At 62.4% G+C, this 22,919-nt stretch carries 23 protein-coding genes and 1 pseudogene; 18 read left to right on the forward strand and 6 right to left on the reverse strand.

Going from position 1 to position 22,919, the window contains the following annotated elements; all coding sequences use genetic code 11:
* The first annotated feature begins 2 nt into the window (after nucleotides 1-2).
* The 6 genes from E5E97_RS07420 (at nucleotide 3) to E5E97_RS07445 (ending at nucleotide 6,175) form a co-directional block, all read left to right on the forward strand.
* Nucleotides 3-1,265, forward strand: a complete 1,263-nt coding sequence (locus E5E97_RS07420) for a GntP family permease (RefSeq protein ID WP_011704607.1) — start codon at nucleotides 3-5, stop codon at nucleotides 1,263-1,265.
* A gap of 9 nt (nucleotides 1,266-1,274) precedes the next feature.
* Nucleotides 1,275-2,408, forward strand: coding sequence for a glycerate kinase (locus E5E97_RS07425; protein ID WP_171280066.1), 1,134 nt, complete (start codon nucleotides 1,275-1,277; stop codon nucleotides 2,406-2,408).
* 210 nt (nucleotides 2,409-2,618) lie between these two features.
* Nucleotides 2,619-3,182: an NnrU family protein gene (locus tag E5E97_RS07430; protein WP_171280067.1), complete on the forward strand. Its 564-nt coding sequence runs from the start codon at nucleotides 2,619-2,621 to the stop codon at nucleotides 3,180-3,182.
* Nucleotides 3,183-3,244: 62 nt separating this feature from the next.
* Entirely contained in the window at nucleotides 3,245-3,778 is a 534-nt protein-coding gene (locus E5E97_RS07435) for a glutathione peroxidase (protein WP_171280068.1), read from the forward strand.
* Nucleotides 3,779-3,860: 82 nt separating this feature from the next.
* Nucleotides 3,861-4,796 carry a LysR family transcriptional regulator gene (locus E5E97_RS07440; RefSeq protein ID WP_171281204.1) on the forward strand — a complete coding sequence of 312 codons (936 nt, stop codon included), beginning with the start codon at nucleotides 3,861-3,863 and terminating at the stop codon, nucleotides 4,794-4,796.
* 182 nt (nucleotides 4,797-4,978) lie between these two features.
* Nucleotides 4,979-6,175, forward strand: coding sequence for a NupC/NupG family nucleoside CNT transporter (locus tag E5E97_RS07445; protein ID WP_011704612.1), 1,197 nt, complete (start codon nucleotides 4,979-4,981; stop codon nucleotides 6,173-6,175).
* A gap of 263 nt (nucleotides 6,176-6,438) precedes the next feature.
* Here the strand turns inward: E5E97_RS07445 and E5E97_RS07450 are convergent.
* Nucleotides 6,439-6,932 (reverse strand): annotated as a pseudogene (locus E5E97_RS07450) (methylated-DNA--[protein]-cysteine S-methyltransferase).
* A 33-nt stretch (nucleotides 6,933-6,965) separates the two neighbouring features.
* The gene (gene arfB, locus E5E97_RS07455; protein ID WP_011704614.1) at nucleotides 6,966-7,382 is read right to left on the reverse strand and encodes an alternative ribosome rescue aminoacyl-tRNA hydrolase ArfB; all 417 of its coding nucleotides are present in this window, start codon (nucleotides 7,380-7,382) and stop codon (nucleotides 6,966-6,968) included.
* 201 nt (nucleotides 7,383-7,583) lie between these two features.
* On the opposite strand from arfB, the gene glnK reads away from it, so the two are divergent.
* The 5 genes from glnK to E5E97_RS07480 all read left to right on the forward strand — a co-directional run bounded on the left by glnK (nucleotide 7,584) and on the right by E5E97_RS07480 (nucleotide 12,915).
* Nucleotides 7,584-7,922, forward strand: a complete 339-nt coding sequence (gene glnK / locus E5E97_RS07460; RefSeq protein WP_011704615.1) for a P-II family nitrogen regulator — start codon at nucleotides 7,584-7,586, stop codon at nucleotides 7,920-7,922.
* A gap of 207 nt (nucleotides 7,923-8,129) precedes the next feature.
* Nucleotides 8,130-9,137 carry a Fe(3+) ABC transporter substrate-binding protein gene (locus E5E97_RS07465; RefSeq protein WP_081086402.1) on the forward strand — a complete coding sequence of 336 codons (1,008 nt, stop codon included), beginning with the start codon at nucleotides 8,130-8,132 and terminating at the stop codon, nucleotides 9,135-9,137.
* Nucleotides 9,138-9,176: 39 nt separating this feature from the next.
* The gene (locus tag E5E97_RS07470) at nucleotides 9,177-10,802 is read left to right on the forward strand and encodes an iron ABC transporter permease (RefSeq protein ID WP_171280069.1); all 1,626 of its coding nucleotides are present in this window, start codon (nucleotides 9,177-9,179) and stop codon (nucleotides 10,800-10,802) included.
* Nucleotides 10,803-10,871: 69 nt separating this feature from the next.
* Nucleotides 10,872-11,906, forward strand: coding sequence for an ABC transporter ATP-binding protein (locus tag E5E97_RS07475; protein WP_171280070.1), 1,035 nt, complete (start codon nucleotides 10,872-10,874; stop codon nucleotides 11,904-11,906).
* Nucleotides 11,907-12,009: 103 nt separating this feature from the next.
* Nucleotides 12,010-12,915: a Dyp-type peroxidase gene (locus E5E97_RS07480; RefSeq protein ID WP_171280071.1), complete on the forward strand. Its 906-nt coding sequence runs from the start codon at nucleotides 12,010-12,012 to the stop codon at nucleotides 12,913-12,915.
* 86 nt (nucleotides 12,916-13,001) lie between these two features.
* Here the strand turns inward: E5E97_RS07480 and argR are convergent, their stop codons facing one another.
* Nucleotides 13,002-13,472, reverse strand: a complete 471-nt coding sequence (gene argR / locus E5E97_RS07485; protein ID WP_005308670.1) for a transcriptional regulator ArgR — start codon at nucleotides 13,470-13,472, stop codon at nucleotides 13,002-13,004.
* Between the two features lie 201 nt (nucleotides 13,473-13,673).
* Between argR and E5E97_RS07490 the strand changes: the two genes are divergently transcribed.
* From E5E97_RS07490 to E5E97_RS07515, 6 genes are all read left to right on the forward strand, one after another.
* Nucleotides 13,674-14,414, forward strand: a complete 741-nt coding sequence (locus E5E97_RS07490) for an ATP-binding cassette domain-containing protein (protein WP_171280072.1) — start codon at nucleotides 13,674-13,676, stop codon at nucleotides 14,412-14,414.
* A gap of 25 nt (nucleotides 14,415-14,439) precedes the next feature.
* Nucleotides 14,440-15,177, forward strand: a complete 738-nt coding sequence (locus E5E97_RS07495; protein WP_171280073.1) for a transporter substrate-binding domain-containing protein — start codon at nucleotides 14,440-14,442, stop codon at nucleotides 15,175-15,177.
* Between the two features lie 3 nt (nucleotides 15,178-15,180).
* Complete coding sequence (gene artQ / locus E5E97_RS07500) at nucleotides 15,181-15,831, forward strand: arginine ABC transporter permease ArtQ (RefSeq protein ID WP_171280074.1); 651 nt, start codon at nucleotides 15,181-15,183, stop codon at nucleotides 15,829-15,831.
* A 2-nt stretch (nucleotides 15,832-15,833) separates the two neighbouring features.
* Nucleotides 15,834-16,496 (forward strand): arginine ABC transporter permease ArtM, encoded by a 663-nt coding sequence (gene artM / locus E5E97_RS07505; protein WP_171280075.1) that lies wholly within the window; start codon nucleotides 15,834-15,836, stop codon nucleotides 16,494-16,496.
* 221 nt (nucleotides 16,497-16,717) lie between these two features.
* On the forward strand, nucleotides 16,718-17,653 hold the full coding sequence (gene mdh, locus E5E97_RS07510; RefSeq protein WP_011704623.1) for a malate dehydrogenase: 936 nt from the start codon (nucleotides 16,718-16,720) through the stop codon (nucleotides 17,651-17,653).
* Nucleotides 17,654-18,086: 433 nt separating this feature from the next.
* Entirely contained in the window at nucleotides 18,087-18,683 is a 597-nt protein-coding gene (locus E5E97_RS07515; protein WP_042064889.1) for a tetratricopeptide repeat protein, read from the forward strand.
* Between the two features lie 102 nt (nucleotides 18,684-18,785).
* Here the strand turns inward: E5E97_RS07515 and hmpA are convergent, their stop codons facing one another.
* Nucleotides 18,786-19,979 carry an NO-inducible flavohemoprotein gene (hmpA, locus tag E5E97_RS07520; protein ID WP_171280076.1) on the reverse strand — a complete coding sequence of 398 codons (1,194 nt, stop codon included), beginning with the start codon at nucleotides 19,977-19,979 and terminating at the stop codon, nucleotides 18,786-18,788.
* Between the two features lie 110 nt (nucleotides 19,980-20,089).
* Here hmpA and E5E97_RS07525 point away from each other — a divergent pair, with 110 nt between their 5' ends.
* Nucleotides 20,090-20,557 carry an Rrf2 family transcriptional regulator gene (locus E5E97_RS07525; RefSeq protein WP_171280077.1) on the forward strand — a complete coding sequence of 156 codons (468 nt, stop codon included), beginning with the start codon at nucleotides 20,090-20,092 and terminating at the stop codon, nucleotides 20,555-20,557.
* Between the two features lie 33 nt (nucleotides 20,558-20,590).
* Here the strand turns inward: E5E97_RS07525 and E5E97_RS07530 are convergent, their stop codons facing one another.
* Together E5E97_RS07530 and E5E97_RS07535 are read right to left on the reverse strand one after the other, a co-directional pair.
* A complete protein-coding gene (locus E5E97_RS07530) occupies nucleotides 20,591-21,871 on the reverse strand; it encodes an HlyC/CorC family transporter (protein WP_011704627.1) in 1,281 nt (426 codons plus the stop codon).
* A 40-nt stretch (nucleotides 21,872-21,911) separates the two neighbouring features.
* Nucleotides 21,912-22,703, reverse strand: coding sequence for an inner membrane protein YpjD (locus E5E97_RS07535; protein ID WP_011704628.1), 792 nt, complete (start codon nucleotides 22,701-22,703; stop codon nucleotides 21,912-21,914).
* Nucleotides 22,704-22,919 lie beyond the last annotated feature (216 nt).

A 22,919-nucleotide genomic window follows, 5' to 3' on the forward strand; every position in this document is an offset into this window, starting at 1 on the left:
TCATGATCCCTGTATCCGCGCTCGGCGCTCTCGCCGCGCTCTCCATCGCCATCTTCCTGATCCTGAAGAAGGTGCCGCCCGCTTACGGCATGATCGTCGGCGCCCTGGCCGGCGGTCTGATCGGCGGCGCCGATCTGACCCAGACCGTCGCCCTGATGATCGGCGGTGCCCAGGGGATCACCACGGCGGTGATGCGGATCCTGGCGGCGGGCGTGCTGGCCGGCGTGCTGATCGAATCGGGCGCCGCCACCACCATCGCCGAGACCATCGTCAAGAAGCTGGGCGAGACCCGCGCCCTGCTGGCACTGGCGCTGGCCACCCTGATCCTGACCGCGGTCGGCGTGTTCGTGGACGTGGCCGTCATCACGGTCGCCCCCATAGCGCTGGCCATCGCCCGTCGTGCCGACCTCTCCAAGGCGGCCATCCTGCTGGCGATGATCGGCGGCGGCAAGGCGGGCAACGTCATGTCCCCGAACCCGAACGCCATCGCCGCAGCGGATGCCTTCCACCTGCCGCTCACCTCGGTGATGGCGGCCGGCATCATCCCAGGCCTGTTCGGGCTGGTGATGGCCTACTGGCTGGCCAAGCGCCTCAACAACAAGGGCAGCAAGGTCGCCGCCGACGAGGTGGTGAGCTTCAATGGCAGCAAGCTGCCGGGCTTTGCCGCCGCCATCAGCGCGCCGCTGGTGGCCATCCTGCTGCTGGCCCTGCGCCCCATCGCCGGCATCGTGGTGGACCCGCTCATTGCACTGCCCCTCGGTGGCCTGGTCGGCGCCCTGATGATGGGCAAGTTCAGCAAGGTGAACCAGTTTGCGGTCTCGGGTCTCGCCCGCATGGCGCCGGTCGCCATCATGCTGCTGGGTACCGGTACCCTGGCGGGCATCATCGCCAACTCCGGCCTCAAGGATGTGCTGATCAGCGGCCTGACCGCCTCCGGCCTGCCTTCCTACCTGCTGGCTCCCATCTCCGGTGCCCTGATGTCGCTGGCGACCGCCTCGACCACCGCCGGTACCGTGGTGGCCTCCAACGTGTTCAGCTCCACCCTGATAGAGCTTGGCATCAGCAGCCTGGCGGGGGCCGCCATGATCCACGCCGGTGCCACCGTGTTCGACCACATGCCCCACGGCTCCTTCTTCCATGCCACCGGCGGCAGCGTCCACATGGGCGTGGGTGAGCGGCTCAAGCTCATCCCCTACGAAACCGCGGTCGGTCTGACCATTGCCGCCGTCTCCACCCTGATGTTCGGCGTGTTTGGCCTCGCCTAAGGAATTGATATGAAAATTGTTATCGCCCCCGATTCATTCAAGGAGAGCCTCAGCGCCATGGCGGTGGCCGATGCCATCGAGGCCGGATTCAAGCAGGTGTTGCCGGATGCCATCTACGTCAAATTGCCGATGGCTGATGGCGGCGAGGGGACGGTGCAGTCCCTGGTGGACGCCACCGGCGGCCGCATTCTGCCCTTCTACGTGACCGCTCCCCTCGGCAACAAGGTACAGGGCTTCGTCGGTCTGCTGGGGGATGGCGAGCGCGCCGTCATCGAGATGGCGGCGGCCTCCGGCCTGCATCTGGTGGCGCCTGAGCTGCGCAATCCGCTGCACACCTCCAGCAGCGGTACCGGCGAGTTGATCCTGGCGGCCCTCGACATGGGGGTGAAGCATCTGATCCTCGGCATCGGCGGTAGCGCCACCAATGACGGCGGTGCCGGCATGATCCAGGCGCTCGGCGGCAAGCTGCTCAAGCGCGACGGCACTCCCATCGCGCCGGGCGGCGCCGGTCTGGCCGAGCTGGTCACCATCGATCTGAGCGGGCTCGATTCGCGCCTCGCCAAGATCACCATCGAGGTGGCCTGCGACGTGGACAACCCGCTGTGCGGGCCGAAAGGGGCCTCCGCCGTGTTCGGTCCGCAGAAGGGGGCGACCCCCGCGATGGTGGCGCAGCTGGACGCCAACCTGGCTCACTACGCCGACTGCATCGAGCAGGCGCTTGGCAAGCAGGTGAAGGAGATTGCGGGGGCGGGCGCCGCCGGTGGCATGGGCGCGGCCCTGGTGGGCCTGCTCGGCGCCGAGCTCAAGCCCGGCATCCAGATCGTCATCGAGGCGCTGAAACTGGCCGAGGCGGTGGCCGATGCGGATCTGGTCATCACCGGCGAGGGGCGTATCGACAGCCAGACCATCCACGGCAAGACGCCAATCGGTGTCGCACGCTGCGCCAAGCAGTTCGGCAAGCCGGTGATCGGCATTGCGGGCTGCCTGACCGACGACTGCGGCGTGGTGTACGAACACGGGCTGGATGCGGTGTTCGCCGTGGTCAACCGCGCCATGTCCCTGCCGGAGGCGCTGGCCACCGCCACCACCAACCTGCAGCTCACGGCCCGCAACGTGGCGGCGCTCTATCTGCTGCGATCCTGACTCTCTTCTGGCCGGTGCCTGGCGCCGGCCAACCTAGCCCCGTGTCGCGGTGACGACCTGCCCCGTTGCCGGTCTGCCCGAAACACCTTGCCGATCAGATGATCGGCTTTTTTCATTATCCTGCTGTATAGCCTGTGCTTTTCTGCGGTTTCTGTATTCTGGCCGCCGACTTTGCGGCATAGTGATCCCCCATAGTACAAGGAGCAACCCATGATCTTGCTGACCCTGGGGGTACTGCTGTTTACCCTGATCCACCTCTATCCCTGCTTCGCAAGCGCCCATCGGGCCCGCTTGCGCGAGCGGCTGGGGGAGAATCGCTACAAGGGACTCTTCTCGTTGCTAGTGTTCATCGCCATCGCCTGCATCATCGCCGGCTGGCGCACCGCCAGCCCCCTGCCGCTCTATTTTCTGCCCGCCTGGGGACCGACCCTGATGATGGCGGTCATGCCCATCGCCCTGATCCTGTTCTGCTCCGGCCAGGGGCCCAACCACCTGCGGCGCTGGCTGGTGCATCCTCAGCTGCTCGGCACTCTGCTCTGGGCCGGCGCCCACCTGGCGGTCAACAGCGAGGCCCGCTCCCTGGTGCTGTTTGGCGGCATCGGCCTGTGGGCGCTGGTGAGCATCGTCTGGATTTCGGTGCGGGACTGGCAGCGCCATCCCCGTCCGGCGGCCAACTGGTACGGCACCGGGCTCAGCGTGGGGGCCGGGCTGGCGCTCACCGCCCTGCTGATCTTCTGGGGGCACGGCATGCTCACCGGCATCCCCCTCTATTGAGCGGGTGAACCGGCTGGCGTGCCCACGCGTATGTCACTCATCTGTCTGACAGGAGTCGCTCGATGAAATGGATCATGTTGTTGCTGACACTCGGGGCCGGGGCGGCCGTCGCCGCCTGCCCGGACTACTTCAACGTGGAGATGCGGGAGCTCAACAGCACCCAGCGCCACAACCTCTGCCAGTTGGCCGAGGGCAAGGTGGTGCTGGTGGTCAATACCGCTTCCTACTGCGGCTATCGCGGCCAGTTCCGGGATCTGGAGACGCTCTACCAGACCTACAAGGAGAAGGGATTGGTGGTGCTCGGCTTCCCCTCCAACGACTTCTGGCAGGAGGCGGGGGACGAGGGCAAGACGGCCTCGGTCTGCCGACGCGATTACGGGGTGACCTTCCCCATGTTCAACCGGATCGCCGTGCGCGGGGCCGATGCCAGCCCGCTTTACCGGGGGTTGGCCGCGGCGGCGGGCGAGGCGCCGGGCTGGAACTTCCACAAGTACCTGGTCGGCCGTGACGGCAAGCTGGTCGCGAGTTATGGGGCGAACCAGAATCCGGCGGACGATCCCCTGCAAAAAGAGGTCAAACGGGCGCTCGGCCTTTAGCGCTACCCCGCGGCGGGCGGCTCTGGAATAATGGGGGCCCGCTCTTCTCTCTGGTAATCCCGTGCTGCAACGTCTGCCCCAAATGGTGATCTTCGATGCCCTGGTCCGTGAACAGGGCATCTCGGCGGCCGCCCGGCGGCTCGAGGTCTCCAAATCCCACATCAGCAAACAGCTGGCCCAGCTGGAGACCGAACTCGGTGCCCAGCTGGTGCAGCGCACCACCCGCCGCTTCTCTCTCACCGAGCTTGGCCAGGAGTATGCCCGCCACTGCCGCGCCCTGGTGGCGGTGGCACTGGAGGCGGACTCCATGGTGGCGGAGCGGCGCGGCAAGGTAAGCGGCATCCTGCATCTGGGAGTCGGCCAGTCTTTCGGCCGGCTGCACGTGATCCCGCGCCTCAAGGCATTTCAGGATCGTTACCCCGAGCTGGAGCTGGAGGTCTCGCTGTTTGATCACCGCACCAACCTGGTGGATGAGGGGCTGGATCTCTGGATCACCACCTATGAAGACAAACCCGAGGCCCTGGTGGGGCAGCGGCTGGCGGACATTCACTTCGTGCTGGTGGCCTCGCCGGACTATCTGCTGAGCCACGGCACCCCGCTGCACCCCAGGGACCTGGCCCAGCACAACTGCATCACCTATCAGAGCCGGGAGCGGCGCTACCACGAGTGGTCGTTTCGCCAGGGCAAGGAGCGCCAGACGGTGCAGGTGGCCGGCAACTACCGGGTGGATCTGGCGGAGGCGGTGCGCGACGCCGCCCTGGCCGGGCTCGGCATCGCCTACGTGGCCAACTACCTGCTGGACAAGGAGTTGCAGTCCGGCCAGCTGATCCCGCTGCTGCCCCAGTGGCGGCCGAACCAGAAGATGGCGGTGCACGCCGTTTATGCCAGGCGCGAGCACCTGGATCCCAAGATCCGGCTGTTCATCGACTTCCTCAAGGAGAGCTTCGGTCCGAATCCCTACTGGGAGCAGCGGCTGGCCCCCTGGCTCGGCGGCAAATTGTCCGGCACCGAGGAATAATCGTTTCCATATAAGAACACTGGCTTTCGCTTGAAACCAAAATCGAGTCAAATCAGCCAGTTGCCGCAACCGGTATCGTGCAAACGTTTTTGCTAACAGGGCTGTAACCAAGTGGACTTGCAGTGGCGAGGCCGGGAGCGCAGAATCCGCGCCCATCTTTCGCCCCACCTGATGGAGTCCCTATGATTGCCCTGCTCGGCATCCTGAGCATTCTGGCCGTGGCCACGCTCTGCTCTGATAATCGTCGTCGTATCCCGTTGCGAACAGTGGGCCTGGCCCTCTGCCTGCAGATCCTCTTCGCCGGCCTGGTGCTCTGGCTGCCCGCCGGTCAGCATGTGCTGAACGGGGTGAGCGAAAGCGTCAGCAGCGTGATCGGTTACGGTCAGGAGGGGATCGCCTTCCTGTTCGGCGATCTGGCCAAGTTCAAGCTGGGCTTCATCTTTGCCTTCAACGTGTTGCCGGTCATCATCTTCTTCTCTGCGGTGATCGCCATCCTCTACCACATCGGCCTGATGCCGAAAGTGATCGCCTTGCTCGGCGGTGGCCTGCAGAAGCTGCTGGGCACAGGCCGCGCCGAGAGCCTCTCCGCCACCGCCAACATCTTCGTCGGCATGGTGGAGGCGCCGCTGGTGGTCAAACCCTATCTCTCCAAGATGTCCGATTCCCAGTTCTTCGCGGTGATGAGCTGTGGCCTCGCCTCCGTGGCCGGCGGTACCCTGGTGGGTTACGCCAGCATCGGGGTCGAGCTGAAATACCTGATCGCGGCGGCCTTCATGTCGGCGCCGGCCGGTCTGGCCATGGCCAAGATCCTGGTGCCGCCTGCCGCCGAGGAGCAGGACCATCATCAGGACGTGGTGATCCCGCGCGCCACCAACGTGATTGAAGCGGCCGCCGATGGCGCCATGTCCGGCCTCAACATCGCGGTTGCCGTGGGGGCTACCCTGCTGGCCTTCGTCGGGGTGATCGCCATGCTCAACGGCCTGCTGGGCTGGGCCGGCGACCTGGTAGGACTGGAGCTGAGCTTCCAGATCATTCTGGGCTGGCTGTTTGCACCCGTCTCCTGGCTGATCGGCATTCCCTGGGAGCAGGCTCAGGCCGCCGGCGCCCTGATCGGGACCAAGATAGTGGTGAACGAGTTCGTCGCCTTCATCGCCCTGGTGCAGGACCAGACCCTGAGCGAGTCGAGCAAGGCCATCGTCACCTTCGCCCTGTGTGGTTTCGCCAACATCTCTTCCATGGCGATCCTGATCGGCGGCCTGGGCGCCATGGTGCCGGAGCGCAAATCCTTCATCGCCCGTTACGGCATGCGCGCCATCCTGGCGGGTGTGCTGGCAAACCTGATGAGCGCCTCGCTGGCAGGCTTGTTCCTCGCCCTCTGATTGACCCAGAAGTTAGCACCTTCCGGTCAGAGCCCGCTTCGGCGGGCTTTTTTGTGGCCGCCTGCCGGCAAAAAAAAGCGCCTCAGGGAGGCGCGGGGAAAAAGACAGATTGGAAGCGTCACATGGGGGCCACTTGAATGAGGGATGAGCCATGCCATCCAAGTGTGAAGCCATGATGCCTGATGCTGTCTGAAGCCCTTCTGAGGCGATTCTTCATACTATGTTCATTTTGCTAAACGCAATGGGACTGACTGGTTAGAGGGTCACGGGGTCAGTGCGAAGTTGTCTGCGGTCTGTTGCTCCAGCGCCAGCAACCAACGTTTGATGGGAATGCCGCCGGCATAACCGGTCAGCTCGCCGCTGCGGCCGATCACCCGGTGGCAGGGCACTATGATGCTGAGCGGATTGCGCCCGTTGGCGGCACCCACTGCGCGAACTGCCTTGGGATTGCCGATGGCCTGGGCTATCTCGAGGTAGCTGACGGTCTCGCCGTAGGGAATATCGCCTAGGGCGCGCCACACCGATTGCTGAAAAGGGGTGCCCCGGGCGGCCAGCGGCAGATCGAAGCGGCGTAGGCGACCGGCGAAGTAGGCCGCGAACTGTTCGATGAAGGGGGCCAGTGCCTGATCGTCGCGTTGCCATTCGTCGGTCGGGGTGACCGGCTGCTCGCCTAGCACGAACTCCACATAGCGCAGCCCGTCCCGGTCGATGGCGATGAGCAGGGGCCGTGGGCGCTGTCGCAAAAACTGAATTTCATTCTGTCATCCTCGGGCGTTGGGCAAGGGCCCGGCTAGTCCACTACCGGCTTGCCGCGGGTCGATTTTATCTCCCCCTTGCGCTTCTTGGCATCGACCCGCTTGCGCTGGGAGCTGCGGGTCGGCTTGGTGGCGTGGCGGGCCTTGGGGCGCCAGGCCGCTTTCTTCAGCAGCTCTACCAGACGGTTCATCGCCTCCTTGCGGTTCATGTCCTGGCTGCGGTGGGTCTCGACCCGGATCATGATGAAACCGTCGTGAACCCGGCTGTCGCTCAGCTTGTCGAGCCCCTCCTTGTAGAGCGGGGTGAGGCTGGGGGAGTTGCGGTAATCGAAGCGCAACCAGACGGCGGAGTCGGTCTTGTTGACGTGCTGGCCACCGTTGCCCTGTGCCCGCATGGTCTGGAATTGCAGTTCATGCCAGGGCAGGGTAACGCTGTTGGAGATGACTAACATACTGCGGTGCTCTTGTTTGGTGCATCGGCTGTGGCTGGCTCAGCTTGGTGCCTCATAATGGGGCGAGATGCGCTCCCTTGGTGATGCCGGGAGAGTCCTGCTCCAGGCCTAAATGCTATCTTTTTGAAATTAAACAATAAAAAGACTTGGCACAAGAATTGATTCCCCATTCATGACATACCATGGATTGGGAGCAACCAGATGAAGCTGATTACTGCGATTATCAAACCCTTCAAGTTGGACGACGTGCGCGAGGCCATCGCCAACCTGGGGGTCGAGGGTCTGACCGTGTCCGAGGTCAAAGGGTTTGGCCGCCAGAAGGGGCACACCGAATTATACCGGGGAGCCGAGTATCAGGTCGACTTTCTGCCCAAGGTAAAGCTGGAGATAGCGACGGCCGACGACAACGTCGAAGGGGTGATCGAGGCGATCTGCAAGGCCGCTTATACCGGCAAGATCGGTGACGGCAAGATCTTCGTCTACGACCTGCTGCAGGCCGTGCGCATTCGGACCGGTGAGAGCGACGACGAGGCGCTTTGAGCGCGCTGGATGGGGCGAATGATCGGTACGTTGTCGCTGATTGACTCCATGGTGGGGCCGGATAGGATTCTATCAGGCCCCTTTGTTTGAACGGCGTTTAAATATGTGATCCCGCCATATCAGGATTTCTTGATCCGGCTGTCGAGCTCAATGCAAAATGCAAACAGCAATGGTTCTCACTCGATATAGCAACTCAAGGAATGGATGATGAAAATGAAGATGTTGGCACTGGCTTTCTCTGCGTTGGCGGCTCAGTCGGCATTGGCGGCAGGGGAGGTGAATGTCTACTCCAACCGGCAGGATGAGCTGATCAAGCCCATCATCCAGCAGTTCGAGAAGGAATCGGGCATCAAGGTCAACGTGGTGTTCGCCAAAGAGGGGCTGAACGAGCGTCTGGAGCGGGAAGGCAAGCTCTCCCCGGCGGATCTGATGCTGACCGTCGACATCAGCCGGCTGACCGATCTGGTGGACAAGGGGCTGGTGCAGCCGGTGGACAGCAAGATCCTGCAGGAGAACATCCCAGCCATCTATCGTGATCCGGACAACCGCTGGTTCGCGCTGACCACCCGGGTGCGTGCCATCTATTCCAGCAAGGATCGTCTCGGCAAGCTCGATACCATCAGCTACGAAGATCTGGCCAAGCCCGAATTCAAAGGAAAAATCTGCACTCGCAGCGGCAAGCATGAGTACAATGTGGCGCTGGTCTCCTCCATGATCGCTCATCACGGCATGGCCGAGACCAAGAGCTGGCTGGAAGGGGTCAAGGCCAACCTGGCGCGCAAGCCGCAGGGCAACGACCGGGATCAGGTCAAGGCGATCAAGGATGGTATCTGTGACCTGTCGCTCGGCAACAGCTACTACCTGGGCGCGATGTTGAAGGACCCGGCGCAGAAAGCCTGGGCCGATGCCGTCTACATCAACTTCCCGAACCAGGCTGACCGCGGCGCCCACGTCAACGTGAGCGGCGTGGCCATGACCAAGTACGCCAAGAACAAGGCCGAGGCCCAGCAGCTGATGGAGTTCCTGGCCGGCGACACCGCCCAGCACATGTATGCGGACGTGAACGCCGAGTATCCGGTCAAGGCCGGGGTCGAGCCTTCCGCCATGGTCAAGTCTTGGGGCAGCTTCAAGTCTGATGCGCTACCGGTCAGCGATTACGCCAAGCACCGCAAGGACGCCTTGCAGCTGCTGGATGAAGTGAAATTCGACTTGTAATCAGATGGGGCCAATGGCCCCATCAACCTCTGTGGTCTCATGAAAAATTTTGGATGGATTACCGGCAGCTGGGCCAGCGCCCTGCTGCTGGCTTTGCCGGTGCTCGCTCTGGTCTTCTCCGCCTTGTCGGCCGACGGAGATCTGTTTGGCCACCTCGCCGATACCGTGCTGTTCGACTATCTGGCCAATACCCTGGGGCTGGTGGTCGGCGTGGTGCTGCTCAGCCTGCTGTTCGGCGTACCCACCGCCTGGCTGGTGGCCATGTGCCAGGTGCCGGGGCGGCGCGCCCTGCAGTGGGCGCTGATGCTGCCGATGGCCATGCCCTCCTATATCGTCGCCTACGTCTATACCGACCTGCTCGACTACTCGGGCCCGCTGCAGGCGGGGCTGCGGCAGCTGGTTGGCTGGGGCGGGCCGGCTGACTACTGGTTTCCGGCCATCCGCTCCCTCGGCGGTGCCGCCTGGGTGCTGGCATTGGTGCTGTTCCCCTACGTCTATCTGCTGACCCGCGCCTCTTTTCTGGAACAGTCGGTCAGCCTCATTCACTCCAGCCGCCTGCTCGGTTGCTCCCCCTGGCAGAGCTTTCGCCGCCTCAGCCTGCCGCTGGCGCGCCCCGCCATCATGGTGGCGGTATCGCTGGTGGCGATGGAGACGCTGGCCGATTTTGCCACCGTCCACTTCTTTGCCATCAACACCCTGACCACGGCGGTCTACGACACCTGGCTCGGTTATGGCAGCCTGGCCACCGCCGCCAAGCTCTCCTGTCTGATGCTGCTGGCGGTGGTGCTGCTGATCGCGCTGGAGCGCCGCTCGCGCAGCCGGCAGCAGGTGTTCCAGAAGTCGATGGGCCATGAGCAGCCGCTGCGCTACCCGCTCAAGGGGATGAGTCGTTGGCTGGCCGGTCTCTGGTGCTGGGGACTGGTATTGGCCGGCTTCGGCCTGCCGTTCGTCATTTTGCTGGATTACGGCGTGCGCTACTTCGAATTGTCGTGGACGCCGGAGTTTGTCCGCTTCGCCGGCAACAGCTTGGCTATCTCGGCGCTGACCGCCCTGCTGGCCATGGGCATCGCCCTGCTGCTCGGCTTCTGTCGTCGTCTCGATGGCGGGATCAAGAGCCTGCTGCCGCTGCGCATCGCCGCCATGGGTTACGCCATGCCGGGTACCGTGCTGGCCATCGGGGTGCTGGTACCGCTCACCGCCCTCGATTTTGCCATCAACGATCTGGCCGAGTGGCTGGGGCGTCAGGGGCCGGGGCTGCTGCTGACCGGCACCATCACCGCCATCGTGTTCGGCTATCTGGTGCGCTTCGTGGCCATCGCCATCGGCTCGGTGGAGAGCAGCATGGGCAAGATCTCCCCCAGCCTCGACATGGCGGCTCGCTCCCTGGGGCAGGGGGATGGCGCCATGCTGCGGCGGGTGCACCTGCCGCTGGTGCGGCGCGGCCTGTTTGCCGGTGCCATGCTGGTGTTCATCGAATCTATGAAGGAGCTGCCCGCCGCCCTGCTGTTGCGGCCGTTCAACTTCGACACCCTGGCGACCCACGTCTACCAATTCGTGTCGGACGAGATGCTGGAACGCGGCGCGCTCGGCGCCATCGTCATCGTGCTGGTGGGGCTGTTGCCGCTGATCTGGGTCAACCGCAACCTGGATGGGGCGGGGCACTGAGCCCGCCAACCTTGAAATGTTGTCCGGCCGCCGGTCGGTCCGGTTCAAAAGAATATGAGGAAGTCAGCCTTGTCCTGTTTGCAGGTTGAAAATGTCAGTTGCCGTTACAACGGCCGCAATGTGCTGGAGCAGCTCTCCCTGATGGTGGCAGACAACGAGATCGTCTGCCTGCTGGGGGCGAGCGGCTGCGGCAAAACCACGCTGCTCAAGGCCATCGCCGGCCTGCTGCCGCTGGCGGAGGGCACGATTCGCCTCGGCGATACCCTGCTCGACGGGCCAGATGCCAGCGTGCCGCCCGAGGCGCGCAACATCGGCATGATCTTCCAGGATTACGCCCTCTTTCCTCACCTGACGGTGGCCGACAACGTCGGCTTTGGCCTGACCAAGCTCGATCGCCGTGCCCGTCAGCAACAGGTGGATGAGGCGCTGGCGCTGGTCAATCTGCAGGGGCTGGGAGATCGCTATCCGCACCAGCTCTCCGGTGGCCAGCAGCAGCGGGTGGCCATCGCCCGGGCGCTGGTGTGCAAGCCGCGATTGATGCTGCTGGATGAACCTTTCTCCAACATCGACACCCAGGTGCGGATGAAGTTGATCCTGGAGATCCGCGCCCTGCTCAAGCAGCAGGGGATCGGCGCCATCTTCGTCAGCCACAGCAAGGAAGAGGCCTTTGCCTTCGCCGATCGGCTGGCGCTGTTTCGCGCGGGTCACATCGAGCAGGTGGGCCAGCCGGAGCAGCTCTATCGCCGCCCGCAGAACCGCTTCGTGGCGGAGTTTCTCGGCGGGGTCAACTACCTGGCGGCGGAGGTGGTGGACAGCCACTGCGTGCGCACGGCGCTCGGGGTCATCTGCGGCAGCGAGCCCCATGGCCGGGCCGCGGGTGAGCTGCTGCAACTGATGCTCAGGCCCCAGCAGCTGTTGCTGGAGAGCGCCGCGGATGGCGAGCTCAAGGTGGTGGAGCAGCAGTTTCTCGGCCACCACTGCCGGGTGCTGTTCGAGAGCGGCGAGCTGCGGCTGGAGGCGAGCATCGGCGAGCCGCTGGAGGGCGCGCGGGCGCGGGTCAGGGTGACGCCTCACGCACTGGTGTTGTTTGACCCTTTACCCTGAACGCGTGATATCGTCGTGAAATCAATGAACTGGAACCGCGCTGGTTTATAATCGCGCAACGCTAACCGCCCATATCGCCAATGTCTGTTCAGGGGAGAGATATATGAAAGCCCAAGCCGGGATCTGTGCCGAGCCCAATCTGCACGCCCTCTATCTGATGTTCAACCGCACCGGTGACGCCGCCGAGCTGGTGGCCCGTCTGGCCAGGTTGCCGGCCCTGTGGGAGGCGGTGGCCGCCGATTTTCCCGCTGCCGGCTTCAGCGGTCTGGTCGCCGTCGGTGCCGATGCCTGGGATGGCCTCTATCCTGCCGCCCGTCCGCCCCAGTTCCGCGGTTTTATGGCTCAGGAAGCCAATGGTCATAAGGCGCCGAATACCCCGTTTGATCTGTTCGTGCAACTGCGCGCCGATCGGGTCGATGTGCTGCATCACGCTGGTCAGCGCGTCATGGCTCTGCTGGCCGGGCTGGTGGAGCTGGCGGAAGAGGTGCGCGGTTTCCGTAACCTCGACTGCCGCGATCTGACCGGTTTCGTCGACGGTACCGAGAACCCGCAGGATGAGCACCGCGCCGAAGTGGCGCTGCTGGACGGCGGCGAGTTTGCCGGCGGCTCCTATATCCACGTGCAGCGCTGGGTCCACGCCATGAGCGACTGGGAGAAGCTGGCGTTGAAGGAGCAGGAAGACATCATAGGTCGCACCAAGGTCGACAACATCGAGTACGAGTCGGCCGACAAGCCGCTGACCGCCCATATCAAGCGGGTCAACCTCAAGACGCCGAAGGGGGAGTCCATGGAGATCCTGCGCCAGAGCATGCCTTGGGGCACCATGACTGAGCAGGGGCTCTACTTCATCTCCTGCTGCCGCACCCCGCAGCACTTCAACGCCATGCTGGCCAGCATGTACAAGGGCGAGGGCAGTCACTTCGATCACCTGCTGCGCTTCACCAAGGCGGTGACCGGCGCAGCCTTCTTCGCCCCTTCAGAAGATTTTCTGGTGGCGCAGGGTAAATAAGGCTCGCCCATCAGCAGATAACAAAAATCCCGGCCTTGGCCGGGATTTTGCGTGTTGGCGGGACCGCGATGACGCGGCAGCAACCATTACGGCGTCTGTTCGAACAGCTCGAGGGCGGAGAGGTAGAGCTCTTCGATGTCGGTGTCGCTGGTCGGGGTGATGAAGATGGTGTCGTCACCGGCGATGGTGCCGAGGATCCCTTCGGCCTTGCCGAGGGAGTCGAGCAGGCGGGCGATCAGCTGGGCCGCACCCGGGCTGGTGTGGATCACCACCAGGGCACCGTTGTGGTCGACATCCAGCACCAGATTCTTGAGCGGGCTGGAGGTGGTGGGCACGCCCAGTTCCACCGGCAGGCAGTAGACCATCTCCATCTTGGCATTGCGGGTGCGAACGGCGCCGAAGCGGCTCAGCATGCGCGATACCTTGGACTGGTTGATGTTTTCGAAGCCCATCTCTTGCAGGGCAGTCACTATCTCTGCCTGGGAGCCAAATCGTTCTTCTTTCAGCAAGGCTTTAAAGGCCTTGGCCAGTTTTTCTTGCTTGTCGTTATGCTTCATCTTGGACTCACGAATGAGGAGGTTTGGCTGCCTGTCACGCTCAGGCGGCAGATATGAACAGCGTGCCCATTTTGCATTCATATGCCTATTTTTGCAAGGAAGCGGCGCTTGTTCTGCATATTGATTCAAATATAGCTTGCATCCACCCATGCCAGCGTTAGAATCAGGACGAAATTTTGAAAACTTATTCAATTGGGCTGTATGGGTATTGAATTAATCGGTATCGAAAAATCTTGGCACAAGGTGCCGGTACTGCAACAGGTCAGCTTTCGGACCGATCCCGGTGAGACCTTGGTGCTGCTGGGCCCGAGCGGTGCCGGCAAGAGTTCTCTGCTGCGCATGATGAACCTGCTGGACACCCCGGATGCCGGTGTTCTGCGCATCGGTGAAAGTGAATTTTCTTTCCCGTCCAGCCTCTCCACCGCCGAGTTCAACCGTCAGACCCAGGCGCTGCGGCGCAAGGTGGGCATGGTGTTCCAGCAGTACAATCTGTGGCCCCATCTCACCGTGATGGAGAACCTCATCGAGGCCCCCGTCAAGCTGCTCGGCATGAGTAAGGCGGCGGCCATGGAGAAGGGGGGCTATCTGCTGGCCCAGCTGCAACTGGCCGACAAGCGCGACGCCTGGCCGGCGCGGCTGTCTGGCGGTCAGCAGCAGCGGGTGGCCATCGCCCGTACCCTGATGATGGACCCCCAGGTGCTGCTGTTTGACGAGCCGACCGCCGCCCTCGATCCCGAGATCACCAAGGAAGTGGCGGAGATCATCCGCAACCTGGGCCAGACCGGCATCACCCAGGTGGTGGTGACCCACGAGGTGGAGTTCGCCCGCAAGGTGGCCAGCCAGGTGATCTATCTGGAGAAGGGGCGGATCATCGAAGCCGGCTCCGCCGCCATTTTCCAAGCCCCGCAAACCAGCCGGTTTGCCGAATTCTTGATGCATTGATATTCAAATCGATAAGGAAGCTGTCATGAAAAAGAGTCTGTTGCTGGTCGCCGCCATGGGCCTGCTGAGCACCTCGGTGCTGGCCAAGGAGATCAAGTTCGCCACCGAGGCCACCTATGCGCCGTTCGAATACCTGGACGACAAGAACGAGTTCCAGGGTTTTGACATCGATCTGGCCCGCGCCATCTGCGAGCAGGCCAAGCTGGAGTGCAGCTTCCACAACCAGGCCTTTGACAGCCTGATCCCCAGCCTGAAATTCCGTCGCTATGACGCCGCCATCGCCGCCATGGACGTGACCCCGGAGCGTGCCGCCCAGGTCGATTTCTCCGACATCTATTACCAGAACTCCGCCGTGTTCGTGACCAAGAAGGGCGCCTTCAAGGGGCCGGAAGAGCTGGTGGACAAGACCGTCGGCGTGCAGAACGGCACTTCCCACCAGTCCTATCTGGTGGACAACTGGGTGAGCAAGGGTCTGCTGACCGTACCTTACGCCAGCTATCAGAGTGCCTTCCTCGACATGATGAACGGCCGCACCGACGGCGTGTTTGCCGATACCGCAGTTGCCGCCGACTGGCTCAAGCAGCAGAAGGAGTATGCCGTGATCGGCACGCCGGTGACTGACGCCAAGTACTTCGGTACCGGTTTTGGCATCGCGGTGGCCAAGGGCAATCAGGAGCTGCTGACTCAGCTGAACAAGGGGCTGGCCGACATCAAGGCCAACGGCACCTATCAGAAGATCTACGACAAATATTTCGCGCACTAAGCCATGTTGAGCCTGTTGTTGGATGCAGCCTGGATGACCCTCGGGCTGGCCCTGGCATCCCTGGTCGGGGGCATGGTGCTGGCGCTGGCGTTCAGTGCGGTCGAACTGAGCAAGCAGCGCGCGCTGGTGTGGCCGGTGGCCACCCTCACCACGCTGATCCGAGGGTTGCCCGAGCTGCTGGTGGTGCTGTTCATCTACTTCGGCTCGACCCAGGTGCTGTTCCTCATCACCGGCGAGTACGTGGAGTTCAGTCCGTTCGCCTGCGGTGTACTGGCGCTCTCCCTGCTGTTCGCCAGCTACGCTACCCAGACCCTGCGGGCCGCCCTCAATGCGGTGCCCGCCGGGCAGCGGCTGGCGGCGCTGGCGCTGGGTCTTGGCAAGGGGCACATCTTCTTTCGCATCGTGCTGCCCCAGGCGTGGCGGCACGCCCTGCCGGGGCTCGGCAACCAGTGGCTGGTGCTGCTCAAGGACACCGCACTGGTCTCCCTCATCGGGGTGAACGAGATGATGCGCCAGGCCCAGATGGCCTCGGCCAGTACCTATCAACCCTTCACCTGGTATGCCGCTGCGGCCCTCATCTACCTGGCCATCAGCCTGGTGAGTGAGTTTGGCTTGAAGCAGGCGTCCCGTTACACCCGTCGTTACGGAGGCTGATCATGCAGGATTACCTGATGACCCTGCTGGGTGGCCTGGCGATTACCCTGCAACTCACGGCATTCAGCCTGCTGCTCGGCGTGCTGATGGCGGCGGCCATGACCTGGGTGCTGGAGCGCCGCATTCCGGTGGCGACCCAGCTGGTGCAGCTGTGGGTACTGATCTTCACCGGCACGCCGCTGCTGATCCAGCTCTTCCTCATCTACTACGGGCCGGGCCAGTTTGCCTGGCTCAAAGAGGGGTCGCTCTGGCCGCTGCTCAAGCAGCCCTGGTTCTGCGCCGTGCTGGCGCTCGGTTTCAATACCGCCGCCTACTCCACCCGGCTGTTCAAGGGGGCGCTCGATGCCATCCCGGCCGGTGAGGTAGAGGCCTGCCGCGCGCTCGGTTTCTCCGCCAGCCAGACTTTGTGGATGAAGGTGCGTCACGCCGCACGGCGGCTGGTGCCCGCCTACTCCAACGAGGTGATCCTGGTGCTCAAGGGGAGTTCGCTCGCCAGTACCATCACCATCATGGATGTGATGGGGCTGGCCCAGCGCCTCAATGCCCAGACCTATGACACCCTGGCGGTGTTCACCGTGGCCGGTGCCCTCTACCTGACCATGAACGGATTGTTAACAATTGGTTTTCGTTGGTGTGAACGCCGGGCGCTGGCCTTCCAGGGCTGAAGTCGGTAGATCTACCTATTAATGGTGAGGGGAAGTGCAGGAAATCTGTGCTTCCCCTCCAATTTTTTGCATTTCCCCCCATTTTTATTCGCCGCCTGTTTATTGGCTCACAGAACCTGTGATTACAACTGTTATCAGATTGTTTTTTAGGGGGGGATCCTTTAAGGTTGGGCGCACAACAAGAAACAACCTTAAACCTACGCTTAAACATGGAGTTGATCATGAAAGTTGCCGTTCTGGGTGCCGCCGGTGGCATCGGCCAAGCCCTAGCTCTGCTGTTGAAAAACCGTCTGCCTGCTGGTTCCGAATTGAGCCTGTATGACATCGCTCCGGTGACCCCGGGCGTGGCGGTCGATCTGAGCCATATCCCGACTGACGTGAAAGTAAAAGGTTTCTGCGGTGAAGATCCGAGCCCGGCTCTGGTCGGCGCCGATGTCGTGCTGATCTCCGCCGGCGTGGCTCGCAAGCCCGGCATGGATCGTTCCGACCTGTTCAACATCAACGCCGGCATCGTCAAGAATCTGGTGGAAAAGTGCGCCGCCTCCTGCCCGAAAGCGCTGATCGGCATCATCACCAACCCGGTCAACACCACGGTCGCCATCGCCGCCGAAGTGCTGAAGAAAGCCGGTGTCTATGACAAGCGTCGCCTGTTCGGCGTCACCACTCTGGACGTGATCCGTGCCGAGACCTTCGTGGCCGAGGCCAAGGGGCTGAACGTCGACAAGGTGCGCGTCAACGTGATTGGTGGCCACAGTGGCGTGACCATTCTGCCGCTGCTCTCCCAGATTGAAGGTGCCAGCTTCACCGCTGACGAAGTGGCCGCCATGACCAAGCGTATCCAGAACGCCGGTACCGAAGTGGTGGAAGCCAAGGCCGGTGGCGGTTCCGCTACCCTCTCCATGGGCCAGGCTGCCTGCCGTTTCGGCCTGTCGCTCATCAAGGGCCTGCAGGGTGAAGCCAACGTCATCGAGTGCGCCTACGTGGAAGGCGACGGCAAACACGCCACCTTCTTCGCGCAGCCCATCCTGCTTGGCAAGAACGGTGTCGAAACCGTGCTGGACTACGGCAAGCTGAGCGCCTTCGAACAAGAGGCGATGGATGGCATGCTGGCCACTCTGAAAGCCGATATCCAGCTGGGTGTCGAGTTCGTCAAGTAAGGCGTCCGGATGGACAGCAAGGGGAGCTTCGGCTCCCCTTTGTCGTTATGGTGACGGATGCAGGCGGCGCCGGCCTAAGGGGATGCCACCAGCTGCCGATAACAGGGTGCTGCAGGAGATCCTTATGATGAAACCCATTACCCTTGTCGGCCTTCTCTGTTTGCTGACGCCCCTATTGCTGACGAGCCAGGCGCAGGGGGCCGAGCCTTCTGCCTCTGCCGCCGCCACGAGCGGGGCCGTGGCCGCCTCCGCACCGGCCAGCACGCCGGCGCAGCCGCAGGCTGCGGTCCCATCTGCTGCGACCTCTGTACCGGCGGCTGCGGATACCACGGCTGCGCCATCGGCCAGTCCGGCGACGGCCGATGCGCCGGCAGCGGCCCCCATTCCTGCACCTGCCGCCATGGATAGCGGGCGCTCACCCAATAGCCGCCCCATGACCAGTACCCCGAGCAGCAGTGGGCTGAATGTGGACAGCGGCACGCTGCAGGCGGTGCCGCTCTATCGCCAGGACGAGCTGCTCAACTGGATTGAGCAGGGGCGTCACCTGCAGCAGGTAAAGCAGGACAGGTGCCAGCTTACCCAGGATATCGAGGTGCGGGCCGAGGTGATGAAGGTGCCTGCCTATCAGTTTCTGTGGGGGGACATGCTGGCCTGGGGGGTCTGCATCAAGCCCAACGCGGAGCTGGGGGTCAAATTCATGTGGGAGGCGGCCAATCAGGGACTGGCGCCGGCGCTGGAACAACTGGGCCGTTACTACTGGAAAGGCACGCTGGTGCAAAAGGATCTGCTCAAGGCCGAGACCCTGATGCGGGAGGCGGCCAGCCTGGGCTTCCAGCGGGCACAGATCGAATGGGTGGAGATGCTGCTGCAGGGAATGGGCAGCCCGCTCGACTATGAAGAGGCCTACCACTGGTTGCACAGCACGGTGATCGGCGACAAGGCGCTGCACCAGAAGGCGACCAGCCTGCTGAGCCGGCTCGGCAACCGGATGCCGGCCAACGCCATCGCCCGTGCCAAGGCGATGCACTGAGCCAAAAAAATGACCCACGGATCTGCATCCGTGGGCCGGGAGGAGCCGGCCGCCGTGCCGTGACAGGCTGGCCCCTTATCTGGTTATAGTGATCAGATCGCCTTACAGATCTTGGTGGGGACCAAAAACTTCGTAATGGAGCTGGCCGGCCGGAATGCCCGCCGCGATCAGCTGCTGCTTGACTGCCTGCATGAAGCCGACGGGACCGCAGAAGTAGTAGTGGGCCTGCGGCGTGATGCGATCCTTCACTGCACTCAGATCCATGGTACCGGCAAAGTCGTACCCTTCGCCCTGCACGTCACTGCCCTGCGGCTCCCGATACCAGACCCGGCTCAGCAGGTTGGCGTTTTGGCGGGACTTTTGCTGAATATCCTCCCTGAAGGCATGTACGGCACCCTGTTCGCAGGCGTGCAGCCAGGTGATGTCGGCTTGATGGCCGTTCGCCAGCAGCTGGTTGAGCATGCTCATCATCGGCGTGATACCCACACCGGCCGAGAGCAGCACCACCGGGGTATGGCCATCGGCTTTCAGGTAGAAATCGCCGGTGGGGGGCATCACCTCAATCTTGTCACCTTCCTGCAGATGATCGTGCAGCAGGTTGGAAACCTGACCCTGTGGCTCGCGCTTGACGCTGATGCGGTAGTGCTGGCCATTGGGCGCATCGGAGAGGGAGTACTGGCGGATCTCCTGATATTCCAGCTCGGGGTGGACCAGCTTGATGCTGAGGTACTGGCCCGGCTTGAAGTCCAGGACCGGCTTGCCATCCACCGGCGCCAGCAGGAAGGAGGTGATGAGTTCGCTCTCGACCCGCTTCTCCTTGATCAGGAAGGGGCGGGAACCCTGCCAGCCACCTGCCTGGCTCGCCTTCTCCTGATAAATCTCGCTCTCGCGGCCGATGAAGATGCTGGCGAGCACGCCATACGCCTTGCCCCAGGCATCCAGCACCTCGTCGGTGACCGCACTTCCACCCAATTCTTTGAGCGTGGCCAAGAGATGACTACCTACAATGTGATATTGTTCTGGCTGGATCAGGAAACCCGTGTGCTTGTGGGCGATACGCTCCACGGCCCCGGCCAGTGCCCCCAGGTTGTCGATGTTCTTGGCATAGGCTGCCACCGCATTGAACAGCGCCAGCGGCTGGCCGCCGCTGCGCTGGTGCGCCAGGTTGAAAATGTCCTTCAGTTCCGGGTTATGACTGAACATGCGCTGGTAGAAGTGCTGGGTGAGCGCGGGGCCCGCCGATTCGAGCAAAGGGATGGTGCTTTTGATGACGGCGATGGTGGCTTGGTCTAACATAGGGGGTCCTTGCTAATTGAACATCTAAAATGTCACTTAATAAGCTGCATCCTAGATGTTTATTTGATCTGAATCAATAATCAATTTCCGCGCGATGCGCCACAGGCACTATGAGACTAACTAGCTATACCGATTTTGGATTGAGAGCCCTGCTCTATCTGGCAACCCTGCCGGAGGGCGAATTGTCGAGCGTGGCCAAGGTCTCCGCCTTGTATGACGTCTCCCGCAATCACATGGTGAAGGTGGTGAACCAGCTGGTGAAACTGGGCTATCTGCAGTCCCAGCGCGGCAAGAATGGCGGGATCCGCATGGCTTGTGCGCCGGAGACCGTCAACATCGGTCAGGTGATCCGGGCGCTGGAAGGGAATCTGGATGGGATAGATTGCGGCTCGCCGGCCTGCCACATCGTCTCGGTCTGTCTGCTGAAGAATGCCCTGAAGGAGGCGATGAACGCCTTTCTGGCGGTGATGGACAGCTATACCCTGCAAGACCTGCTGGCCAATCGCGACGAGCTGCAGAAGGTATTTGGCGAATTGATTCCGACTCTGGTGCTGGAGTCGGATGAAGAGAGCGAGTGAGCAAGAAAAAAGGCTGCCAGTGGCAGCCTTTTTTCAATCTTCAAAACCAGACTCGTTACGGTATAAATCAGGCATTATCCGCGCCATCTTCACCATGTTGTTCTCCACTTCCAGGATCTCGATGGGGTAACCGGCCAGCCGCAGGCTGATGTTGGGCTGGGGGATCTCCTCCAGGTATTCCAGGATGGCGCCATTGAGCGTTCTGGGCCCGTCGATGGGCAGTTGCCAGCTCATCTCCTTGTTCAGCTCGCGGATGCTGGCCGAGCCCTCCACCAGGAAGGAGCCGTCCGGCTGGGGGTGGATCTCGTCGCTGGGAGCGGGGGTCATGGAGGTGGTGAAGTCGCCCACTATCTCTTCCAGAATATCGTCCAGAGTGATCAGCCCCTGAATGTCGCCGTACTCGTCAACGATGAGGCCGATCCGCTCCTTGTTGCGCTGGAACTTGGCCAGCTGCACGTTGAGCGGTGTTCCTTCCGGGATGAAGTAGATCTCGTCCACCTCTCGCAGCAGGCTCGACTTGTTGAACTGATCCCTGGCCATCAGCCGCAGTGCGTCGCGGGCGTGCAGAAAGCCCACCACGTCGTCGATGTTGTCGCGATAGAGCAGGATCTTGGTGTGGGCGCAGTGGGCCAGCTGGCGCAGTATGGTTTTCCAGTCGTCGTTGATGTCGATGGCGTAGATCTCGCTGCGTGGCACCATGATGTGCTCCACTGTCATCTTGTCCAGATCCAGAATGCTGAGCAGCATCTCCTGATGGCGCTGGGGGATGAGGCTGCCAGCCTCGTTGACGATGGTGCGCAGCTCCTCGGTATTGAGGGCGTCATCCTTGCTGGGGTTGAGCCGCAGCAGCTTGAGCAGGCCGCTGGTGATGCCGTTGATCAGCCAGACCAGCGGCGAGAGCGGCACCATCAGCCCCTTGAGCACCCAGGAGGCCGGGTAGGCAATCTTCTCCGGGAACATGGCCGCCAGGGTCTTGGGGGTCACTTCACCAAACACCAGCACGATCAGGGTCAGGCCGAAGGTGGCGATGGCCACCCCGAGATCGCCGAAGACGCGGATACAGACGATGGTGGCGATGGCCGAGGCGAGGATGTTGACCAGATTGTTGCCGATCAGGATCAGCCCCAGCAGGCGATCCGGGCGGGAGAGCAGCTTTTCTACCCGGCGGGCGGCCTTGTGTTTGGTCTGGGCCAGATGCCGCAACTTGTAGCGGTTGAGGGACATCATGCCGGTTTCGGAACTGGAGAAAAAAGCAGACAAGAGGATCAAGATAACGAGAACAATCAGCAATGTACTCGTTGAGATACTGTCCAAGAAGGGCTCCTGTGGGAGTGGGTGATAAAAAGGGCGGCGGTCAGCTCAACAAGACTTCTTTGACGAAGCGGCTGCCAAAATAGGCCAGGGTCAGAATGAAGCTGCCGATCAGGCTCAGGGTGATGACCTTGCGGCCGCGCCAGCCACGAGTATGGTGGCCCCACAGCAGCAGCACGTAGACGCACCAGGCCAGGATCGAGAGGATAGCCTTGTGGGACTTGCCCTGGGCGAACATGTCTTCGAGGAAGAACAGGCCGGAGGCAATGGAGAGAGTCAGCAAGAACAGACCCGCCGAGATGAGCTGGAACAGCCGCTTCTCCACCGTCATCAGGGGCGGCATGGCGGGCAGTTGGCTGATCTTGCGCGACTTCAGCTGCCGGTCCAGACAGGCGAGCTGCAACGCAAACAGGCAGGCGATCATCAATACCGAGTAGGCCATCAGCGCCAGACCAATGTGCAGCAGCAGCTGGGGATGGGCCTCCAGATGGGTGATGTAGCGACCGGGAATGAGGGCGCTGGCCGCCAGCAGCAAGGCCGAGAAGCTGTAGACCACCGGCAGCAGGATCCAGCCGTTGAAGCGGCGGGTGACGCAGGTCATGAAGCAACTGATGATGAGACTGACCAGCGAGGCCACGTTGAGCATGCTCAGATTCTGGCCGGAGTGAGTCACCAGCACTTCGCCGGCCACGGCGGTGCCATGGGCGATCAGGGCCAGTCCGATGCAGGCAAACAGGGGGGCTTGTCCCACTGGTTTGGCACTGAGCAGCAGGTGCAGAGAGGCGATGATGGCCAGCAGATAGAACGCCAGGGCCAGAACAGAGATCACGATCATAACCGGGTCGTTGTCGAGCAAGCGATTGGGAATAGGAAGGGCAGTATACCTTGCACAAGATGTGCTCGCCAGTTGTGCAGCCGCCGATCCGCCCATATATAGGCAGCAGTCTGCCGCCGCGGCGCGCACCAGAAGGCGCGCCGGCACCGGCCGAAATACCAGCCTGGGTTCATTGTGCCTGCCATTTTGAGGGCAGGTCACCGTCGTGTGCGGCGA

Origin of the sequence: Aeromonas sp. 2692-1 (assembly GCF_013085505.1) — a bacterium.
Lineage (GTDB): Bacteria > Pseudomonadota > Gammaproteobacteria > Enterobacterales > Aeromonadaceae > Aeromonas > Aeromonas hydrophila.